16 protein-coding genes are annotated in these 18,836 nt (G+C 64.2%); 8 read left to right on the top strand and 8 right to left on the bottom strand.

Annotated features, from left to right (window positions below; all coding sequences use genetic code 11):
• Positions 1–33 precede the first annotated feature (33 nt).
• The gene (locus tag AC19YX_RS14185) at positions 34–1,068 is read left to right on the top strand and encodes a type IV pilus twitching motility protein PilT (RefSeq protein WP_500606487.1); all 1,035 of its coding nucleotides are present in this window, start codon (positions 34–36) and stop codon (positions 1,066–1,068) included.
• 117 nt (positions 1,069–1,185) lie between these two features.
• On the opposite strand, the gene AC19YX_RS14180 is transcribed toward AC19YX_RS14185, so the two are convergent.
• On the bottom strand, positions 1,186–1,809 hold the full coding sequence (locus AC19YX_RS14180) for a C40 family peptidase (RefSeq protein WP_078473535.1): 624 nt from the start codon (positions 1,807–1,809) through the stop codon (positions 1,186–1,188).
• Positions 1,810–2,059: 250 nt separating this feature from the next.
• On the opposite strand from AC19YX_RS14180, the gene AC19YX_RS14175 reads away from it, so the two are divergent.
• Positions 2,060–2,479, top strand: coding sequence for an NINE protein (locus AC19YX_RS14175; protein ID WP_078473536.1), 420 nt, complete (start codon positions 2,060–2,062; stop codon positions 2,477–2,479).
• Between the two features lie 107 nt (positions 2,480–2,586).
• Here the strand turns inward: AC19YX_RS14175 and AC19YX_RS14170 are convergent, their stop codons facing one another.
• From AC19YX_RS14170 to gshB, 7 genes are all read right to left on the bottom strand, one after another.
• Positions 2,587–3,858, bottom strand: a complete 1,272-nt coding sequence (locus tag AC19YX_RS14170) for a dihydroorotase (RefSeq protein ID WP_500606486.1) — start codon at positions 3,856–3,858, stop codon at positions 2,587–2,589.
• A complete protein-coding gene (locus AC19YX_RS14165; protein ID WP_500606485.1) occupies positions 3,855–4,859 on the bottom strand; it encodes an aspartate carbamoyltransferase catalytic subunit in 1,005 nt (334 codons plus the stop codon). Before AC19YX_RS14165 ends, AC19YX_RS14170 begins: the two co-directional genes overlap by 4 nt.
• Positions 4,860–4,885: 26 nt before the next feature.
• A complete protein-coding gene (gene pyrR, locus AC19YX_RS14160; protein WP_020295801.1) occupies positions 4,886–5,392 on the bottom strand; it encodes a bifunctional pyr operon transcriptional regulator/uracil phosphoribosyltransferase PyrR in 507 nt (168 codons plus the stop codon).
• A gap of 119 nt (positions 5,393–5,511) precedes the next feature.
• Complete coding sequence (gene ruvX / locus AC19YX_RS14155) at positions 5,512–5,949, bottom strand: Holliday junction resolvase RuvX (protein ID WP_500606484.1); 438 nt, start codon at positions 5,947–5,949, stop codon at positions 5,512–5,514.
• Positions 5,949–6,518: a YqgE/AlgH family protein gene (locus AC19YX_RS14150; protein WP_020295799.1), complete on the bottom strand. Its 570-nt coding sequence runs from the start codon at positions 6,516–6,518 to the stop codon at positions 5,949–5,951. The genes ruvX and AC19YX_RS14150 overlap by 1 nt, the downstream gene beginning before the upstream one ends.
• 140 nt (positions 6,519–6,658) lie before the next feature.
• On the bottom strand, positions 6,659–7,570 hold the full coding sequence (locus AC19YX_RS14145) for an energy transducer TonB (RefSeq protein ID WP_078473539.1): 912 nt from the start codon (positions 7,568–7,570) through the stop codon (positions 6,659–6,661).
• Between the two features lie 127 nt (positions 7,571–7,697).
• Complete coding sequence (gene gshB, locus AC19YX_RS14140; protein ID WP_078473540.1) at positions 7,698–8,669, bottom strand: glutathione synthase; 972 nt, start codon at positions 8,667–8,669, stop codon at positions 7,698–7,700.
• Between the two features lie 238 nt (positions 8,670–8,907).
• Here gshB and pilG point away from each other — a divergent pair, with 238 nt between their 5' ends.
• From pilG to AC19YX_RS14110, 6 genes are all read left to right on the top strand, one after another.
• Positions 8,908–9,315 carry a twitching motility response regulator PilG gene (gene pilG / locus AC19YX_RS14135; RefSeq protein WP_020295796.1) on the top strand — a complete coding sequence of 136 codons (408 nt, stop codon included), beginning with the start codon at positions 8,908–8,910 and terminating at the stop codon, positions 9,313–9,315.
• Positions 9,316–9,358: 43 nt separating this feature from the next.
• Positions 9,359–9,724: a twitching motility response regulator PilH gene (pilH, locus tag AC19YX_RS14130; RefSeq protein ID WP_020295795.1), complete on the top strand. Its 366-nt coding sequence runs from the start codon at positions 9,359–9,361 to the stop codon at positions 9,722–9,724.
• 11 nt (positions 9,725–9,735) lie between these two features.
• Positions 9,736–10,275, top strand: a complete 540-nt coding sequence (locus AC19YX_RS14125; RefSeq protein ID WP_201128402.1) for a chemotaxis protein CheW — start codon at positions 9,736–9,738, stop codon at positions 10,273–10,275.
• An 85-nt stretch (positions 10,276–10,360) separates the two neighbouring features.
• A complete protein-coding gene (locus AC19YX_RS14120; protein ID WP_078473542.1) occupies positions 10,361–12,424 on the top strand; it encodes a methyl-accepting chemotaxis protein in 2,064 nt (687 codons plus the stop codon).
• Positions 12,425–12,453: 29 nt separating this feature from the next.
• The gene (locus tag AC19YX_RS14115) at positions 12,454–18,375 is read left to right on the top strand and encodes an Hpt domain-containing protein (RefSeq protein WP_500606483.1); all 5,922 of its coding nucleotides are present in this window, start codon (positions 12,454–12,456) and stop codon (positions 18,373–18,375) included.
• On the top strand, positions 18,368–18,835 hold the full coding sequence (locus tag AC19YX_RS14110; protein WP_078473544.1) for a chemotaxis protein CheW: 468 nt from the start codon (positions 18,368–18,370) through the stop codon (positions 18,833–18,835). The genes AC19YX_RS14115 and AC19YX_RS14110 overlap by 8 nt, the downstream gene beginning before the upstream one ends.
• The last annotated feature ends 1 nt before the right edge of the window (position 18,836 follow it).

The raw sequence follows: 18,836 nt of genomic DNA, 5'->3' as shown, positions 1-18,836 counted from the left end.
GGTTGCGGCATTCTACTGGAATTGGGAAGCACTATGGACATCCCTGAGTTGCTGGCCTTGTGCGTTGCACAGGGCGCGTCGGACTTGCACCTTAGCGCAGGTTTGCCGCCGATGCTGCGGGTTGATGGCGAGATTGTCCGCAGCGAGATGGCGGTGCTTGAGCCGCAGCAGGTGCAGGCCGCGCTCCAGGGGCTGATGAGCGAGGCGCAGCGGGCGGAATTCGCGGCAACCCTTGACCTGGATTTTTCCTACGAACTGCCGGGAATCGGGCGTTTTCGGGTGAATGCCTTCCATCAAAGCCGCGGCGCTGCCGGGGTCTTGCGCGCCATTCCCGCGCAGGTGCCGAGTATGGAGCAGTTGGGGATGGGCGAAGTGTTTCGCCAGATTACCGCCGTACCCCATGGCCTGGTGCTGGTAACGGGGCCGACCGGGTCCGGCAAGTCCACCACCCTGGCAGCGATGATCGACCACCTCAATCAACACCGCCAACAACACATTCTCACCATCGAAGACCCCATCGAGTTCATCCATTCGCCCAGGCAGTGCCTGATCAACCAGCGCGAAGTCCTGCGTGATACCCGAAGTTTTGCCGCGGCGTTGCGCGCGGCCCTGCGCGAAGACCCGGATGTGATCCTGGTGGGCGAACTGCGGGACCTGGAAACCATTCGCCTGGCATTGACCGCCGCAGAGACCGGGCACCTGGTGTTCGGCACCCTGCACACCACCTCGGCGGCGAAAAGCATCGATCGGCTGGTGGACGTGTTTCCGGCCCAGGAGAAGGCCCTGGTGCGTTCGATGCTGGCCGAGTCGCTGCAGGCGGTGATCGCCCAGGTGCTGGTCAAGCGCATCGGCGGTGGGCGGGTGGCGGCGCACGAAATCATGCTCGGCAGCCCGGCGATCCGTAACCTGATCCGCGAAGACAAGGTGGCGCAGATGTATTCGGCGATCCAGACCGGCGGCGCGGTGGGCATGCGCACCCTGGACATGAGCTTGAAGGCGCTGCTGAGTGCGGGGCTGATCAGCCCGGAACATGCTCGGGAGAAGGCCCGGACGCCGCAGGGGCTGTGAGCGAGGGATTTTGTGCTGCGCCAGAAACGCCATCGCCGGCAAGGCGACCCCGGCAAGGCCATGAGACCTGTAGGGGCCGGCTTGCCGGCGATAGAGGTGTTGCGTTCGGGCTGGCGGTCAGCGCTGAACCACACGCAGTGCGTTCTGCTCTTTAGGCAGGACGCGCTTGGCAACCACGTAGTGGTTATCCCAGTACGGCTTTTTCAGGGTGTCGATCGACACGGCCTTGCCACGGCGCGGGGCGTGGATAAAGCGGTCATTGCCCAGGTAGATGGCAACGTGGTTGACCTTGCGGCTCTTGATGTTGAAAAACAGCAGGTCGCCCGGCTTGAGGTCCTTGCGCTCGACCTTCTGCCCGTGGCCGCTGGCCATGGCATTGGACGTGCGCGGCAGATCCACCGCTGCTACATCATTAAACGCGTATTTCACCAGCCCGCTGCAATCGAAGCCTTTACTTGGGCTGCTGCCGCCCCAACGATAGGGAGTACCCAGGACGTTGACGGCGCGACTCAGTACATTGCTGCTCTGCTTGGTCGCCATTTGCGGGACCAGCTTGCTGTCGGCCTTGCTCAGGTGAGTCGGGCCCTTGATGCTTTGCTTGTTCTTGGCGGTTACCGGCGAAACATGGGATTTCGGGGTGTAACCGTTAATGTTGGGAAGACGTTGCTCACGGTTGGTGGCGTGGGCGGCCAGTGGCATTAATAGGCAAATGGTTAGCCATGTCTTGAAAAATGGACGCATTAGGCAAGGCTCTTATGGGTTAGCGCGCAACTTTATAACAGCTTTTTTGTCTGTTCCGAGGCCGTTTGTCGATTCAACCTGGAGGTCAACTTCTGCAAAGTAGCGGCAAATTGACGCAATCGTCCGCCAGAACTCAGGCGGTACGGGGCTTTGGCGGGAGGGACTTTAACATTTCCCATACGTCGGCAGCCTGTAAAAAAGTCACAAAGAATTAAAGAATATTTATCTATTGCGTGGAATGAGGTCATCAATGAACACCTATCGTCAGGATGTTTCACCGCAGGACACCCACAGCAAGGTGATCGGTTATCTGTTGTGGATTTTCGGTTTTACCGGTGCGCACCGCTTTTATTACGGCAAGCCGGTGACCGGTACGATCTGGTTTTTCACCTTGGGCTTATTGGGGATTGGCTGGCTGATCGACCTGTTCCTGATTCCGGCCATGGACCGTGAAGCGGACCTGCGGTTTACCGCCGGCCCGGTCGAATACAGCGTGGCCTGGGTGCTGCTGACCTTTCTCGGGGTGTTTGGCGTGCATCGCATGTACCAGGGCAAATGGATCAGTGGCCTGTTGTACCTGCTGACAGGCGGGCTGTTCTTCCTGGGTGTGCTCTACGACTTCTGGACCCTGAACGATCAGGTCTCCCTGGAAAACGCCAAGCGGCGTTAACCTGACTCAAACAGCGGCTACAACCTGTAGCCGCTGTCGAGTCGTGCGAGGCTGCGCTGGCCCTCTGCATCAACCAGCACCCACCTGCCACATCACCGCGCCTACAGTCACGCCTGGTAGCTGATGCGCCCATCCACCAGGGTGTAGCGCACCATGCCGGGCAGGCTGTGGCCGAGGAACGGGCAGTTTTCGCCTTTGGACAGCCAGTGTTCACCGGCCACGGTGGAGCTGGCCGGGTCGAACAGCACCAGGTCGGCCGGGGCGCCTACCGCGAGCTTGCCGGCAGGCAGGCGCAGGGCATCGGCCGGGCCGGCACTGAGGCGGGCGAGCAGGGTCGGCAGGTCCAGCAAGCCATCTTCCACCAGGGTCAGAGCCAGTGGCAGCAATAGCTCGACGCTGCTGATGCCCGGCTCGGTGGCGCCGAACGGCGCCAGCTTGGCGTCGCGCTCGTGGGGTTGGTGGTGGCTGGAAATGGCCTGGACCACCCCGGATTTCACCGCCTCACGCAGCCCGTCGCGGTCCGCCCGCGAACGCAGGGGCGGCTGCACGTGATACAGGCTGGAGAAGTCGATCAAGGCTTCATCCGTCAGGATCAGCTGATACAGCGCCACATCGGCAGTCACCGGCAGGCCGCGAGCCTGGGCCTGGGCGATCAGCGCCACACCCCGGGCGCTGGTCAGCTGGCTGAAGTGCGCGCGTACGCCGCTTTGCTCCACCAGCAGCAGGTCCCGGGCCAGGGCCACGGTTTCTGCGGTCTCCGGAATCCCCGGCAAGCCGAGGAAGCTGGCGGTGGCGCCTTCGTGGGCCAGGCCGCCTTCGGCCAGGTCGCGGTCCTGGGAGTGGAAAATCACGGTCAGGTCGAAGGTTGCAGCGTATTCCAGGGCGCGGCACAGGGTGCGGGTGCTGCGAAAGCTCTCCAGGCCATTGCCGAACGCCACGCAGCCGGCGTCGCGCAACGCGATGAGTTCTGCAAGCTGCTCGCCTTCCAGGCCTTTGCTCAGGGCGCCGATGGGGAACACCTTGGTATTGCCGGCTTCGCGAGCACGGTCGAGGATCAGCTCGGTCACCGCCGAGGTGTCCAGCACCGGTTTGGTGTGCGGTGGGCAGCACAGGCTGGTGACGCCACCGGCAGCAGCAGCCCGGGTTTCGCTGGCGATGCTGCCTTTGCGGCTGTAGCCCGGTTCGCGCAGGGCGACACTCAGGTCCACCAGCCCGGGGGCGGCCACCAGGCCTTTGGCGTCGATGCGTTGGGTGGCGTTGAAATCGGCCGGGGCAGCGCCAATGGCGACGATCTTGCCGGCTTCCAGGTGCAAATCAGTGACTTGATCCAGCCCGCTGCTTGGATCGATGACGCGGGCGCCGAGAATGCTGAGCTTCACTGGGCGTTCTCCTGCTCGAATTGTCGCTGGGCGGTCTGCCCGCTCATGGCCATGGACAGTACGGCCATGCGTACCGCGATGCCGTAGGTCACCTGGTTGAGAATCACCGAATGCGGGCCGTCGGCCACCGCCGATTCGATCTCCACGCCGCGGTTGATCGGGCCCGGGTGCATGACGATGGCGTCCGGCTTGGCTCCGGCCAGGCGCGCGGTGGTCAGGCCGAACAGGCGGTAGAACTCGCCTTCGCTGGGCAGCAGGCCACCCTGCATGCGCTCGCGTTGCAGGCGCAGCATGATCACCACGTCGACATCCTTCAGGCCTTCGGTCATGTCGGTGTAGACCTTGACCCCGTACTGCTCGATGCCGATCGGCAGCAGGGTCTTGGGCGCGATCACGCGGATGTCCGGGCAACCGAGGGTCTTGAGGGCCAGCATGTTCGAACGGGCCACCCGCGAGTGCAGGATGTCGCCGACGATGGCCACCGACAGGTTCTCGAAGCCACCCTTGTGCCGGCGGATGGTCAGCATGTCGAGCATGCCCTGGGTCGGGTGCGCGTGCCGGCCGTCGCCGCCGTTGATGATCGCCACTTGCGGGCACACGTGTTCGGCGATGAAGTGCGGGGCGCCGGAGTCGCCGTGGCGTACCACGAACATGTCGGCGGCCATGGCTTCCAGGTTGCGCAGGGTGTCGAGCAGGGTTTCACCCTTGCTCGCCGAGGAGGTGGAGACATTCAGGGTGATCACGTCCGCCGACAGGCGCTGGGCCGCCAGTTCGAAGGTGGTGCGGGTGCGGGTGGAGTTTTCGAAGAACACGTTGCACACGGTCTTGCCGCGCAGCAACGGGACTTTTTTCACCGCCCGGGCGCCGACTTCAAGGAACGAGTCGGCGGTGTCGAGGATTTCTGTCAGCAGCTCGCGGCGCAGGCCGTCGAGCGACAGGAAGTGGCGCAGCTGGCCCTGATCATTGAGCTGCAGCGGGCGCTTGGCGTCTGGAGGCGTCATCGCAATGGACTCTTTAAAGGGGCGTGTCAAAGGGCGAGGTCTTGCAGTTCGAGTTGCAGTGGCGCGGGGCCGGACAATTTTACCCGTTCGTGGGCGGCCAGCGACAAGGTCGCACCCACCACATTCGGGCGGATCGGCAGTTCGCCGGCGTCCAGGTCCAGCAGGCAGACCAGGGTCACGCTGGCCGGGCGGCCGTAATCGAACAGTTCGTTGAGGGCGGCGCGGATGGTCCGGCCGCTCATCAACACGTCATCGATCAGCACCAGGTGCTGGCCTTCAATCTCGAACGGCAGCTCCGAAGGCCGCACTTGCGGGTGCAGGCCGTTCTGGCTGAAGTCATCGCGATAGAACGACACATCCAGCGTGCCCAACGGTGAGTCGCTGCCCAGCGCTTCCAGCAGGGCCTGGGCGACCCAGACACCACCGGTGCGAATGCCGATATAGCGCGGCTCGCTGATCTTGCGCTTGGCCAGGTGGGCGTTGAGATCAGCGGCCATCTGGCTGATCAGTTCGACGGGATTGGGCAGGCTCATGGTTGCTCCTTCGTGGGCCCGCGCCCGGCTGCGTGGAGCCGGGTGCGGAGTCTTACGGCTGGTGTTGTGGCCAGGAGGCGTGTGGCTGGGGCAGCCACGCATCTTCAGGATCGGGCGGTTCAGTGTTCGAGCAAGGCTGCGTTTTCGTCGAGCCAGCCTTGCAGCAGCAGGGCGGCGGCGATGGCGTCGACCGGGTTGTCGCGGTAGCTGCCCTTTTGCCCACCCCGGGTCAGGCGTTCGCCCTTGGCCTCGAAGGTGGTCAGGCGTTCATCGTGGGTATAGAAGGGCAGGTTGTAGCGGCCGTTGAGGCGCCGGGCGAACTTTTCGGCGCGTACGCACATGTTGCTGGGGCTGCCGTCCATATTCAGCGGCAGGCCGACGACTACGGCGTCGGGCTTCCATTCCTTGATCAGGGCTTCGACCTGGTTCCAGTCGGGAATGCCGTTTTGCGCCTTCAGCGTGCACAGCTCGCGGGCCTGGGCGGTGATCGCCTGGCCGACGGCGACGCCGATCTGTTTGGTGCCGTAGTCGAAACCGAGGATCAGTCGCAAGGCCATCAGGCGTGCCCCGCCTGGCTGGTGAGCAGGTTGAGGTTGATCCCCAGGTGCCGCGCGGCCGCTTCCAGGCGCAGTTCGCTGCTGGTGTTGAACAGGATGTCGGCATCGAACGGGCAGGTCAGCCAGGCGTTGTCGGCCAGTTCGGCCTCCAGTTGCCCGGCTTCCCAGCCGGCGTAGCCCAGGGCGATCAGGCTTTTCTGCGGGCCTTCACCGTCGGCGATGGCGAACAGCACGTCCTGGGAGGTGGACAGCGCCAGGCCTTCGAGCTCGACCGTGGCCTGGAAGGTCAGGCCGCTGGGGTGCAGGACAAAACCGCGATCGGTCTGCACCGGGCCGCCGCTGAAAATCGGCACGTGCTCGCACAGCAGTGGCGTTTCAACATCGGGGCGCAGTTGCTCGAGGATGTCGGCAAGGCTCAGTTCCTGCGGGCGATTGACTACCAGCCCCATGGCGCCATTGGCGTTGTGCTCGACGATGTAAGTCAAGGTGTGCGCAAAGTTCGGGTCGGCCATATGGGGCATGGCGATCAGGAAGTGATGCTTGAGGTAACTGGGGCTGACGTTTTTCATGTGCGCTAGTGTGGCGTTGGAGGGGCAAACTGACAAGCTGGTGATCACTGCGGTTGGCCCGGTGGCGTGGGGCCAGCTGCTGCCTTCGGTCCGAAGTGCCGGGTCGAGCGCGAGCCGGCTCCCTGGCCACGGACAGGGCGTCAGTTGCTGGAAAGCTTGTCGCCCCGGGCAAACTTCCAGGTGCGAATGATTTCCAGGCGGTCGATATCCGACAGGTCACCGGTAAAAGGGGCAAAAGGCGCGGCCAGGCGCACGATGCGTTGCGCCGCCTGGTCCAGCAGCGGCTGGCCGGATGACTCCAGCACCAGCACTTCATACAGCGAGCCGTCGCGGTTGATCGAGACCATCAGTCGCAGGTTGCCGTAAATCTGCTTGCGCCGGGCTTCCTCGGGGTAATTGAGGTTGCCGATGCGCTCGACCTTCTTGCGCCATTCGTCCTTATACCAGGCGCCCTTGTCGCGCATGGTCGAGGCCGCGCTCAGGCGGTGGATGCGCGGGCGCTTGGCATACAGCTGCTGCTCATTGGCCAGTTCGGCTTCGAGGCTGGAGATCTCGCTGGACAGCTGCGAGCTGTCGAAGGTCGGAGCCGCAGGCTTGGGCGCGGCTTCGGTCTTGACCTCTTCGCGCTTGGTGACGGTCTTTTTCGGTTTTGGCGCGGTGGTGGCGACGGCGGCCTTGGGCGCGGCTTCCTTGACCTCGGGCTTGGCGGCGGGCGGCGGCGTGACCTTGTTCACCTGGTTGTCCTGGAACGGCGCAACCTCGGTGGTCTTGGGGATCGCCTTCTTGTCCAGGGTGCCGCTGCCCTGCTGGTTGTCCTGGGCCAGGAAATCGGCCTTCTTCGGCTTGGTCTCGCTTTTGAAGGTGGCGAGGGTGATTTCCAGGGTCTTGGTGATCTGCTTGGGTTCGGCGAAGGAGAAGCCCAGGCCGAGAATCAGCGCCAGGTGCAGGAGGGCGGCGAGAAACAGGGTGAAACCGAGACGATCAGCCGCACGCACACCGCTATGCGCGAGCTCGGGAGGAAGGTCGAGGGGCAGGTCGGACGGGAGTGTCATCGGTTCAACATCACAGGAGGCATCACAAAACCAACATCGCGCGTTTCACAGGCGGCGCATGATAACGCAATGTTGGTTTCAAGCTGCGAGCTTCAAGCGACAAGCGACAGGCTGTACATGATCCACATCAAGCTTGTGGCTTGCGGCTTGCCACTTGCAGCTTGGCCTCGATGGCATCCATCAGCAGCGCACCGATGTTGGTGCCAAACGCATTGTCGATTTCGCGGATGCAGGTCGGGCTGGTGACGTTGATTTCCGTCAGGTGCTCGCCGATCACATCCAGGCCGACGAACAGCAGGCCTTTCTCCCGCAGGGTCGGGCCGACCTGAGCGGCGATCCAGCGGTCCTTGTCGGTCAGCGGGCGGGCTTCGCCACGTCCGCCGGCGGCAAGGTTGCCCCGGGTTTCACCGGCGGCCGGGATTCGCGCCAGGCAATAAGGCACCGGCTCGCCGTCGATCATCAGGATGCGCTTGTCGCCATCCTTGATCGCCGGCAGGTAGGCCTGGCCCATGATCTGCTGGGCGCCCAGGGCGGTCAGGGTTTCCAGGATCACCGACAGGTTCGGGTCGCCGGCGCGGTGGCGGAAGATCGAGGTGCCGCCCATGCCGTCCAGAGGCTTGAGGATCACGTCGCCATGTTGTGCGGCAAATTCACGCAACACGTCCGCGCGGCGGCTGACCACGGTCGGCGGCGTGCACTGCGGGAACAGCGTGGCGAACAGCTTCTCGTTGCAGTCGCGCAGGCTCTGCGGCTTGTTGACCACCAGCACTCCGGCGCGCTCGGCCTGCTCCAGCAGGTAGGTGGAGTAGACGAACTCCATGTCGAACGGCGGGTCCTTGCGCATCAGGATGACGTCCAGATCGCTCAGCGGGCTGTCGATTTCGTCTTGCAGCTCGAACCATTTTTCCGGGTTGGCAAAGACTTGCAGCGGACGCATGCGTGCCCGTGCCTCGCCCGCGCCCTGGTAGAGGTCGCGCTGTTCCATGTAGAACAGGGTCCAGCCGCGGGCCTGGGCGGCCAGCAGCATGGCCAGCGAGCTGTCCTTTTTATAGGAGATGCTGGCGATAGGGTCCATGACAATCCCGACGCGAACGCTCATGGGCTGTTTCCTCGAAAATTTAGTGGGCGCAATGGCTTGAAAAAGTGGCGTCAGAGTGGCGCTCGGGCGGTTCCCGGTCAAGGAAAAACCGCCTTGCCGGTCGGCCGATAGATTGCATTCTGAGAGTATGCTAAAAAGGCTCGCATGCCGCGCCCAGGCCTTGAACATCAAGGGTTTGGGGCTTTACCAGGCGGTACCGGCATTAAATCGATTCGCTGTGGCGATGGTAGAGCAGAATATGGAACAGCATTCCAGCGCCTTGAAGGTGATGGTGATCGATGACTCGAAGACGATTCGCCGCACGGCTGAAACGCTGCTCAAGAACGTGGGCTGTGAAGTCATCACTGCGGTTGACGGTTTCGAGGCCCTGGCCAAGATTGCCGATCATCACCCCGGGATCATTTTTGTCGACATCATGATGCCGCGCCTCGATGGCTATCAGACCTGCGCCCTGATCAAGAACAACAGTGCCTTCAAGTCCACGCCGGTGATTATGCTGTCCTCCAAGGACGGTCTGTTCGACAAGGCCAAGGGCCGCATTGTCGGTTCCGACCAGTTTTTGACCAAGCCCTTTAGCAAGGAAGAACTGCTGAACGCGATCAAGGCCCATGTCCCGGGCTTCGCCGCAGTAGAACAAGCACATTGACGTTCAGCCAAGGGGCCGAACGCCTATTCGTATGGGGAAGACCATGGCACGTATTCTGATCGTCGATGATTCGCCGACTGAAATGTACAAACTGACCGGCATGCTGGAAAAGCACGGTCATGAAGTCCTCAAGGCCGAAAACGGCGCGGACGGCGTCGCCCTGGCCCGTCAGGAAAAACCCGACGCGGTGCTGATGGATATCGTCATGCCAGGCCTCAATGGCTTCCAGGCGACCCGCCAGCTGACCAAGGACGCCGAAACCAGCCATATCCCGGTGATCATCATCACCACCAAGGATCAAGAGACCGACAAGGTCTGGGGCACCCGCCAGGGCGCCAAGGACTACCTGACCAAGCCGGTGGATGAAGAAACCCTGATCAAGACCCTGAACAACGTTCTGGCCGGCTGACGGCCAGCGCCATGGCCGAGTCGCAAACCGCGTTCGAGCTGCTGCTCGATATCGATCGGCGCTGCCGCCTGCTGGCGGCGGACTTGCCGTCCCAGGAAACCCGCCAGCACAGCTGGAGCGGGATCGGCTTTCGCATCGGTGAGCAGTGGTACGTCGCGCCCATGGGCGAAGTCAGCGAAGTCCTGCATGAACCGCGCTACACCGTCCTGCCCGGGGTGAAATCCTGGGTCAAGGGCGTGGCCAATCTGCGGGGGCGGCTGCTGCCGGTCATGGACCTGTGCGGTTTCCTCGGCCATGAGCTCTCGGCACTTCGCAAGCAACGCCGGGTGCTGGTGGTCGAGCACAAAGAGGTGTTTGCCGGGCTGATGGTGGATGAAGTCGTCGGCATGCAGCATTTTGCCCAGGACAGCCTGCAAGCCAGCGTGACCGAGCCGGCCCAGGGGGCGATCGCGCCCTACCTGCAAGGCCGTTTCGAACGCGACCAGGTGTGGCAGGTGTTCAGCCCCTTTGCCCTGGCCGGTTCCTCGGGATTTATGGATGTAGCGCTGTGAACCGCCAGGCATCGCCGCCGCGGGGCCCGTCATGAGCGCTGTGCACTTACAACGCGGGCATGCTCGCTCGCCACAGGCCTGATCGATGATAAAAGCCAAAACCGCCAAGCCCGTGGAAGGTTCGCGCAGCCGCTCGCAGATCATTGTGCTGTTTATCGCGCTGATCATTTTCATCATGCTGCTGTTCGCCAACTTCGCTTACCTCAACACCCAGGCCACCTACGACAAGCAGTACATCGGCCACGCCGGCGAGCTGCGGGTGCTGTCCCAGCGCATTGCCAAGAACGCCACCGAAGCCGCCGCCGGCAAGGCTGCCGCGTTCAAGCTGCTGAGTGATGCGCGCAACGATTTTGCCCAGCGCTGGGGTTACCTGAAAAAAGGCGACCCGGCCACCGGCCTGCCCGGCGCGCCGCTGGCCGTGCGCGATGAAATGCACGCCGTGCAGCAGGACTGGGAAAAACTGCTGAAGAACACCGACGCCATTCTTGCCAGCGAACAGACCGTGCTGTCCTTGCATCAAGTGGCCGCGACCCTCGCCGAAACCGTGCCGCAACTGCAGGTGGAGTACGAGAAGGTGGTCGAAATCCTCCTCCAGCGTGGCGCGCCGGCGGCCCAGGTGGCCGTGGCCCAGCGTCAGTCGCTGCTGGCGGAACGGATCCTGGGCGCGGTGAACACCGTGCTCGCCGGGGATGAGAATGCGGTCCAGGCCGCCGATGCCTTCGGGCGCGATGCGGCACGCTTTGGCCAGGTGCTGAACGGCATGTTGCAGGGCAATCCGGCGCTGAAGATCAGCCAGGTCGAAGACCGTGATGCCCGCGCCCGGCTGGCCGAGATCTCCGAGCTGTTCGAGTTCGTCTCGGGCTCGGTGGATGAAATCCTCGAAACCTCTCCCGAGCTGTTCCAGGTTCGCGAGTCCGCGAGCAATATCTTCAGCCTCTCGCAAACCCTGCTCGATGAAGCCTCGCGCCTGGCCAACGGTTTCGAGAACCTGGCCGGTGGCCGCTCCCTGGACACCATTGGTGGTTATGTCCTGGGGTTGCTGGCGCTGATGTCGATCATCCTGATCGGCCTGGTGATGGTGCGCGAGACCAATCGCCAACTGCGCGAGACCGCTGAAAAGAACGAGCGCAACCAGAACGCGATCATGCGCCTGCTGGATGAAATCGAAGACCTGGCCGACGGCGACCTGACGGTGACGGCCTCGGTCACCGAAGACTTCACCGGAACCATCGCCGACTCGATCAACTATTCCGTCGACCAACTGCGCGACCTGGTGGCCACCATCAACCTCACCGCCGGCCAGGTGGCCGGTGCCGTGCAGGAAACCCAGGCCACCGCCATGCAACTGGCCGAAGCCTCGGAGCATCAGGCGCAGCAGATTTCCGAAGCCTCCACCGCGATCAACGACATGGCCCAGTCCATCGACCAGGTCTCGGCCAACGCCGCCGAGTCGTCGGCGGTGGCCGAGCGTTCGGTGGAGATCGCCAACAAGGGCAATGAGGTGGTGCACAACACCATCCACGGCATGGACAATATCCGCGAGCAGATCCAGGACACCGCCAAGCGCATCAAGCGTCTGGGTGAGTCTTCCCAGGAGATCGGCGACATTGTCAGTCTGATCGACGACATCGCCGACCAGACCAACATCCTCGCCCTGAACGCGGCGATCCAGGCCTCCATGGCCGGGGACGCCGGGCGCGGTTTTGCAGTGGTGGCCGATGAGGTGCAGCGTCTGGCCGAGCGCTCTTCGGCGGCCACGCGGCAGATCGAGACCCTGGTGCGGGCGATCCAGACCGACACCAACGAAGCGGTGATCTCCATGGAGCAGACCACCTCCGAAGTGGTGCGCGGTGCGCGCCTGGCCCAGGACGCCGGGGTGGCCCTGGAGGAAATCGAAGGCGTGTCCAAGACCCTGGCGGCGCTGATCCAGAGCATTTCCAATGCGGCGCAGCAGCAGACCTCATCGGCCGGGCAGATTTCCCTGACCATGAACGTGATTCAGCAGATCACCTCACAAACTTCGTCCGGTTCCACCGCGACGGCTGAAAGCATTGGCAACCTGGCGAAAATGGCCAGCCAACTGCGGCGTTCGGTGTCCGGCTTCACCTTGCCGGCCTCTCGGGAACTCGCCCCGGGTGACAAACGCTAAGGCAGACGAAGACTTTGACTGGAGTGGTTATGGTTGATCGGCACGACTATGTGGCCCTCGAATGGGTCAAGGGCGAAATTGCCGAGACCCTGAAGCAGGCCTATCAGGCGCTGGAGCATCTGCTCGATGAGCCGTTGGCGGCCGACGCCATCGGCCAGTGCCTGGAGGGCATCCATCAGGTCCATGGCAGCCTGCAGATGGTCGAGTTCTATGGCGCGGCGCTGCTGGCCGAAGAGATGGAGCAACTGGCCCTGGCCTTGCAGCAGCACCGCGTGTCCCAGCGTGACGAAGCCATCCGCCTGTTGTTGCAGGCCATCACTCAACTGCCGCAATACCTGGACCGGGTGCAAAGTGCGCGGCGCGACCTGCCGCTGGTGGTGTTGCCGCTGCTCAACGACCTGCGCAGTGCCCGTGGCGAGAGTCTGCTCTCGGAAACCAGCCTGTTCAGCCCCCTGCTGCCCAGCCTCGCGCCGCTCGACGCGGCGGCCCTGGCCGAGCTGGATCCGGGGCAATGGCAGGTCTTGTTGCGCAAACTGCGGCATATGTTGCAAACCGCGCTGGTGGACCTGCTGCGGGAACAGGATGTGGAAAACAGCCTGTCCTATATGACCCGCGTGTTCGAGCGCCTTGAAGCCTTGTGCCAGAACGCGCCGCTGGGGCCGTTGTGGCAGATTTCCCTGGCCCTGGTGGACGGCATGCGCCATGAGGTAGTGGCCAACAGCCCGGCGGTGCGCAGCCTGCTCAAGGATGTCGACCGCCAGCTCAAGCGCCTGTTCGAGGAAGGCATCGCCGGGGTCAACCAGCCGGCGCCGGACGAATTGCTCAAGAGCCTGCTGTTTTACATCGCCAAGGCCCGTCATCCCACCCCGCAGATGCAGATTATGAAAGAACGCTACGCCCTGGACGACGCGCTGCCCGACAGCGCCCTGGTCGATGAGGAGCGCGCACGCATGGCGGGCCCCGACCGCGACGCCATGCGCTCGGTCCTGGCCGCGCTGTGCGAGGAGCTGGTACGGGTCAAGGAGCGCCTGGATCTGTTCGTGCGCAGCGACCGGCAGCACGCCGATGATCTGGACAGCCTGCTGGCGCCGTTGCGGCAGATCGCCGACACCCTCGCGGTGCTGGGTTTTGGCCAGCCGCGCAAGGTGATCATCGACCAGTTGGCGGTGGTCCAGAGCCTGGCCCAGGGCCAGCGCGAACCCAATGACGCGGTGCTGATGGATGTGGCCGGCGCCTTGCTGTATGTCGAGGCGACCCTGGCCGGCATGGTCGGCACCGTGGAGCCTGAAAGCCGCGAAGAAAGCCGCCTGCCCACCACCGACCTGACTCAGATCCACCAATTGGTGATCAAGGAAGCGCGGCTGTGCCTGCAACAGGCCAAGGACCTGATCGTCGAATACATCGACGCCGATTGGGACCGCGAGCACCTGTTGCCCTTGCCCGAGCTGCTGACCCAGGTGCGCGGGGCGCTGGCGATGATTCCCCTGAGCCGCGCCGCGAGCCTGCTCGAAGCCTGCAACAGCTTTATCCGTGAACACCTGCTGCCCGACCCGGTCCGCCCCGAGTGGCAGCAACTGGACAGTCTGGCCGACGTGATCACCAGCATCGAGTATTACCTGGAGCGCCTGAGCGAAGACCCCGAGGCCCCCGGAGAGAAAATCCTCGATGTGGCCGAGCAGGGCTTGGCCGCGCTGGGTTATGTGCCGGTCGAACAGGTGCCGCTGCTCGACGATGTGCTCAGCCCCGGCGAAGCCCTGGTGATGCAGGACCTGCAGGAACTCGACGACCCGCAGGTGGTGCAGTCCCTGGCTGATGTGCTGGCCAGCCCGGTGTCGGCCCTCAACCCGCCGGCACTCAACACCCCGGGCAGCCTGCTGCCGCCGCCGCGGGACGAAGCACCGGTGGACGATGAGCTGCGGGAAGTGTTCCTCGAGGAAACCGACGAGGTGCTGGAGGTGCTGCGCGAGTACCTGCCGCGCTGGTCGGCCGATCCCGCGAGCAAGGCCGCGCTGAGTGAGCTGCGCCGCGCCTTCCATACCCTCAAGGGCAGTGGGCGCATGGTGCGCGCGCTGGTCCTGGGGGAGCTGGCCTGGGCCGTCGAGAACCTGCTCAACCGGGTGCTGGAGCGCAGCGTCGAGCCCGGGCCCCAGGTCTGGCAACTGCTGGGCGAGGTGGTGCAGCTGCTGCCGGAGCTGATCGCCGAATTCGCCGCCCAGGCCCAGCGTCAGCGTGACGATGTCGACCAACTGGCGGCCCGTGCCCATGCCCTGGCCAAGGGCGATGACGCCGAGCCGGTGGAGCACACGGCGAGCGGTGCTCTCGATCCGCAGTTGCTGGAGATTTTCCGCAATGAAGCGCAAACCCACCTCGACAGCATCAATCGCTTTCTCGACCACGCCGCCGAGCACCTGCCGTTGCAGGCCAGCGACGAGTTGCAACGGGCCCTGCACACCCTGAAGGGCAGTGCCTCGATGGCCGGGGTCTTGCCGATTGCCGAGCTGGCGGCGCCTCTTGACCAGTTGGCCCGGGAGTATCGCGCGCACCTGATCGCCCTCGACCTGGATGAAGTCGAGCTGCTGCTGGAGGCCGAGGGCCTGTTTCGCCGTGGCCTGAAGCAGTTGGGCAACGATCCCCAGGCGCCCATCAACGGGGCACGGTCATTGATCGACCGCACCCAGGCCCTGCTGGGCGAGCGCCTGGAAAAACTCCTCAATTCCCCTACCAGCGGGCTGCGCATCAAGCGCGACCCGCAACTGATCAACAACTTCCTGGCCCAGGGCATGGACATCCTGCTGGACGCCGAAAACCTGTTGCGCCGCTGGCAGCAGCACCCCGGCGCGCGCCAGGAACTGAGCGCGCTGCTGGATGAGCTGACGACCCTGGGCGAGGGCGCGCACCTGGCCGACCTGCAACCGATGGATGAGTTGTGCGAAGCCTTGCTCGACCTGTATGGGGCGGTGGAGGAAAGCAGCCTGGCGGTCAGCGAGCGCTTCTTCCACGAGGCCGAAAGCGCCCATGAAGCGCTGATCAATATGCTCGACGAGCTGGCCGCCGGGCAGGTGGTCAGCCCGCAACCGGCGCGGGTCAGGGCCTTGCGCGAGTTGCTCGAGGAAGGCCTGGACCCGACGGCCACCGGGCTGATCCGCAGCGACGGCAGCCGCACCCTGAGCATCAGTGAACTGGGGGCTGCCACCGCCGAGCTGGGGCTGGCTGCGGACTTGCCGGAGCAGGACGATGAAATTGTCGCGATCTTCCTCGAAGAGGCAGTCGATATCCTGGAAAGTGCGGGCCAGGCCCTGCAACGCTGGCTGTCCGACCCGGACAACGGCGCGCCGCTGTTGTCCTTGCAGCGCGACCTGCACACCCTCAAGGGTGGCGCACGCATGGCCGCCGTCGGGCCGGTGGGCGACCTGGCCCATGAGCTGGAAAACCTGTACCAGGGCCTGGTGGACCGGCGTTACCAGCACAGCTCGGAACTGGCGCAGCTGCTGCAGCACAGCCACGATCAACTGGCAGTACTGCTGGAGCAGTTGCAGCGGCAACAGCCGTTGGACGAGCCGCAGGAGCTGATCGAGGCCATCAGCCGTTTCCGCCAGCGGGCGAGTGTCGCCCCCGAGGTCGTGGAGCCATTGGCCGACAGTGATTCGGCCGCCCATGACCCGGAGCTGCTGGAGATCTTCCTCGAGGAAGGTTTCGACATCATCGACAGCTCCGCTGCGGCGCTGGTCCGCTGGCAGGCCGAGCCCCAGGGGCGGCAGGAGGTGGAAACCCTGCTGCGTGACCTGCACACCCTCAAGGGTGGGGCGCGGATGGTGGAAATCGTCCCGATCGGCGACCTGGCCCACGAGTTGGAGTTTCTCTTCGAAGGCCTGTCCTCCGGGCTGCTGCACGCCACCCCCGCGTTGTTCAGCCTGCTGCAAAGCAGCCACGACCGGCTGGCGCAGATGCTCGATGCGGCCCGCGCGGGGCAGCCGATCAAGCCCGCCGACAGCCTGATCGAAGCGATCCGGGCGTTTACCCATCCTTCTGTCGAGCCCAGCCCGCCGCCAGCGCTGCTCAGCCTGCCGCCGCCGAGCAAGCCTGAGACGCCTGTGCCGGTGGTCGAGGCTCCGGCCGGGGACATGGTCAAGGTGTCGGCTGAACTGCTGGATGACCTGGTCAACCTGGCCGGGGAAACCTCGATCTTTCGCGGGCGTATCGAACAGCAGGTCAACGATGCGCGGGTGGCCCTGAGCGAGATGGAAACCACCATCGAGCGCATGCGCGACCAACTGCGCCGGCTCGACACCGAAACCCAGGGCCGCATCCTCAGCCGCCAGCAGGTGGAGGCCGAGCGCCTGGGCTATGAAGAATTCGACCCGCTGGAAATGGACCGCCATTCCCAGTTGCAGCAGCTGTCGCGGGCCCTGTTCGAGTCGGCCTCCGACCTGCTCGACCTCAAGGAAACCCTCGACCGCCGCAATCACGACGCACACAACCTGCTGCAGCAGCAGGGGCGAATCAACACCGAATTGCAGGAAGGCTTGATGCGCACGCGCATGGTGCCGTTCGAACGCATGGTGCCGCGGCTCAAGCGCATCGTGCGCCAGGTCGCCAGCGAACTGGGCAAGGAGGTCGAGTTCGTCGTCGGCAATGCCGAGGGCGAGATGGACCGCAACGTGCTGGAGCGCATGGTGGCGCCCCTGGAACACATGCTGCGCAACGCCGTCGACCATGGCCTGGAATCGGCCGAGGCGCGGTTGGCGGTGGGCAAGCCGGCCCAGGGCCGGATCACCCTGGACCTGGCACACGAAGGTGGCGACATCGTTTTCGACATGCGTGACGACGGTGCCGGGGTGCCGCTGGAGGCGGTGCGCAGCAAGGCGATCAAGCGCGGGCTGCTGGACCCGAACCTCGAAATCAGCGACCGCGACGTGCTGCAATTCATCATGCAGCCGGGGTTCTCCACGGCGGAAAAAATCACCCAGATTTCCGGGCGCGGCGTGGGCATGGACGTGGTGCATGAAGAGGTGCGGCAGTTGGGCGGCACCATGAGCATCGACTCGATCCCGGGGCAGGGCGTGCACTTTCGGATTCGCCTGCCGTTTACCGTGTCGGTCAATCGGGCACTGATGGTGCAGTGTGCCGACGAGCAATACGCGATCCCGCTGAACACCATCGAAGGCATCGTCCGCGTACTGCCGGTGGAGCTCGACAGCTATTACCAGCTCGATCCGCCGCGTTATGAATACGCCGGTCAGCGCTACGACCTGTGCTACCTCGGCGAACTGCTGCACACCGTCGGCCGCCCGAAACTGCTGGGCCAGAGCCTGCCGCTGCCGGTGCTGCTGGTGCATTACAACGAGCACCGGATCGCGGTGCAGGTCGATGCCATGGCCGGTAGCCGGGAGATCGTGGTCAAGAGCCTTGGCCCGCAGTTCTCGGCGGTACAGGGGCTGTCGGGCGCGACCATCCTCGGCGATGGCCGGGTGGTGCTGATTCTCGATTTGCTGGCCCATATCCGCGTCCAGCAGAGCTGGTTGCCGCGCCAGCAGGTGGTGGGCAACGAGGAAGGGCCGGTAGAGGCCGAGCCGCAACGGCCGATGCTGGTCATGGTAGTGGACGATTCGGTCACGGTGCGCAAGGTCACCAGCCGCCTGCTGGAGCGTCACGGCATGAACGTGCTGACCGCCAAGGATGGGGTGGACGCCATGCTCCTGCTCGACGAGCACCTGCCGGACCTGATGCTGCTGGACATCGAAATGCCGCGCATGGACGGCTTTGAAGTGGCGATGCAGGTGCGCAGCGATCCGCGCCTGCAGCACCTGCCGATCATCATGATCACTTCGCGCACCGGGCAGAAGCACCGCGACCGGGCCATGGCCATCGGCGTCAACGACTACCTGGGCAAGCCCTACCAAGAGTCGGTATTGCTCGAAAGCATCGCCCTGTGGAGCAAACCCCATGCTTGATCACCGCGCCAGCAACCTGACCGGGCTGCTGTTGCCCCTGGCCGACCGGACCCTGGTCCTGCCCAATGTCGCGATCGCCGAACTGATCGATTACCAGCCCGGCTCGTTCGACCTGGATTCGCCGCCCTGGTACCTGGGCCTGGTGAGCTGGCGCGACCGGCAGATCCCGCTGCTCAGCTTCGAATCGGCCTGTGGCGGCAAGACCGTGATTGGCGACCGGGCGCGGATCGTCGTGCTCAACGCCCTGGGCGGGCGGCCGAACCTGGCGTTCATCGCCTTGCTGGTCCAGGGCATCCCGCGCTCGCACAAACTCGACAGCCAATTGAGCTACGTCGATGTGCCCTTGTGCGCCCTGGAAAAAGCCGCGGTACAAGTGGCCGAACAAGTGGCCAAGGTCCCCGACCTGCTGGGGCTCGAAGCCTTGCTGGTGGCGTCGGGGCTGGTGCCGGGCGAGGGCTGAG

The organism is Pseudomonas sp. MF09150 (assembly GCF_059862355.1).
This window is presented reverse-complemented; position numbering and strand designations above follow the sequence as displayed.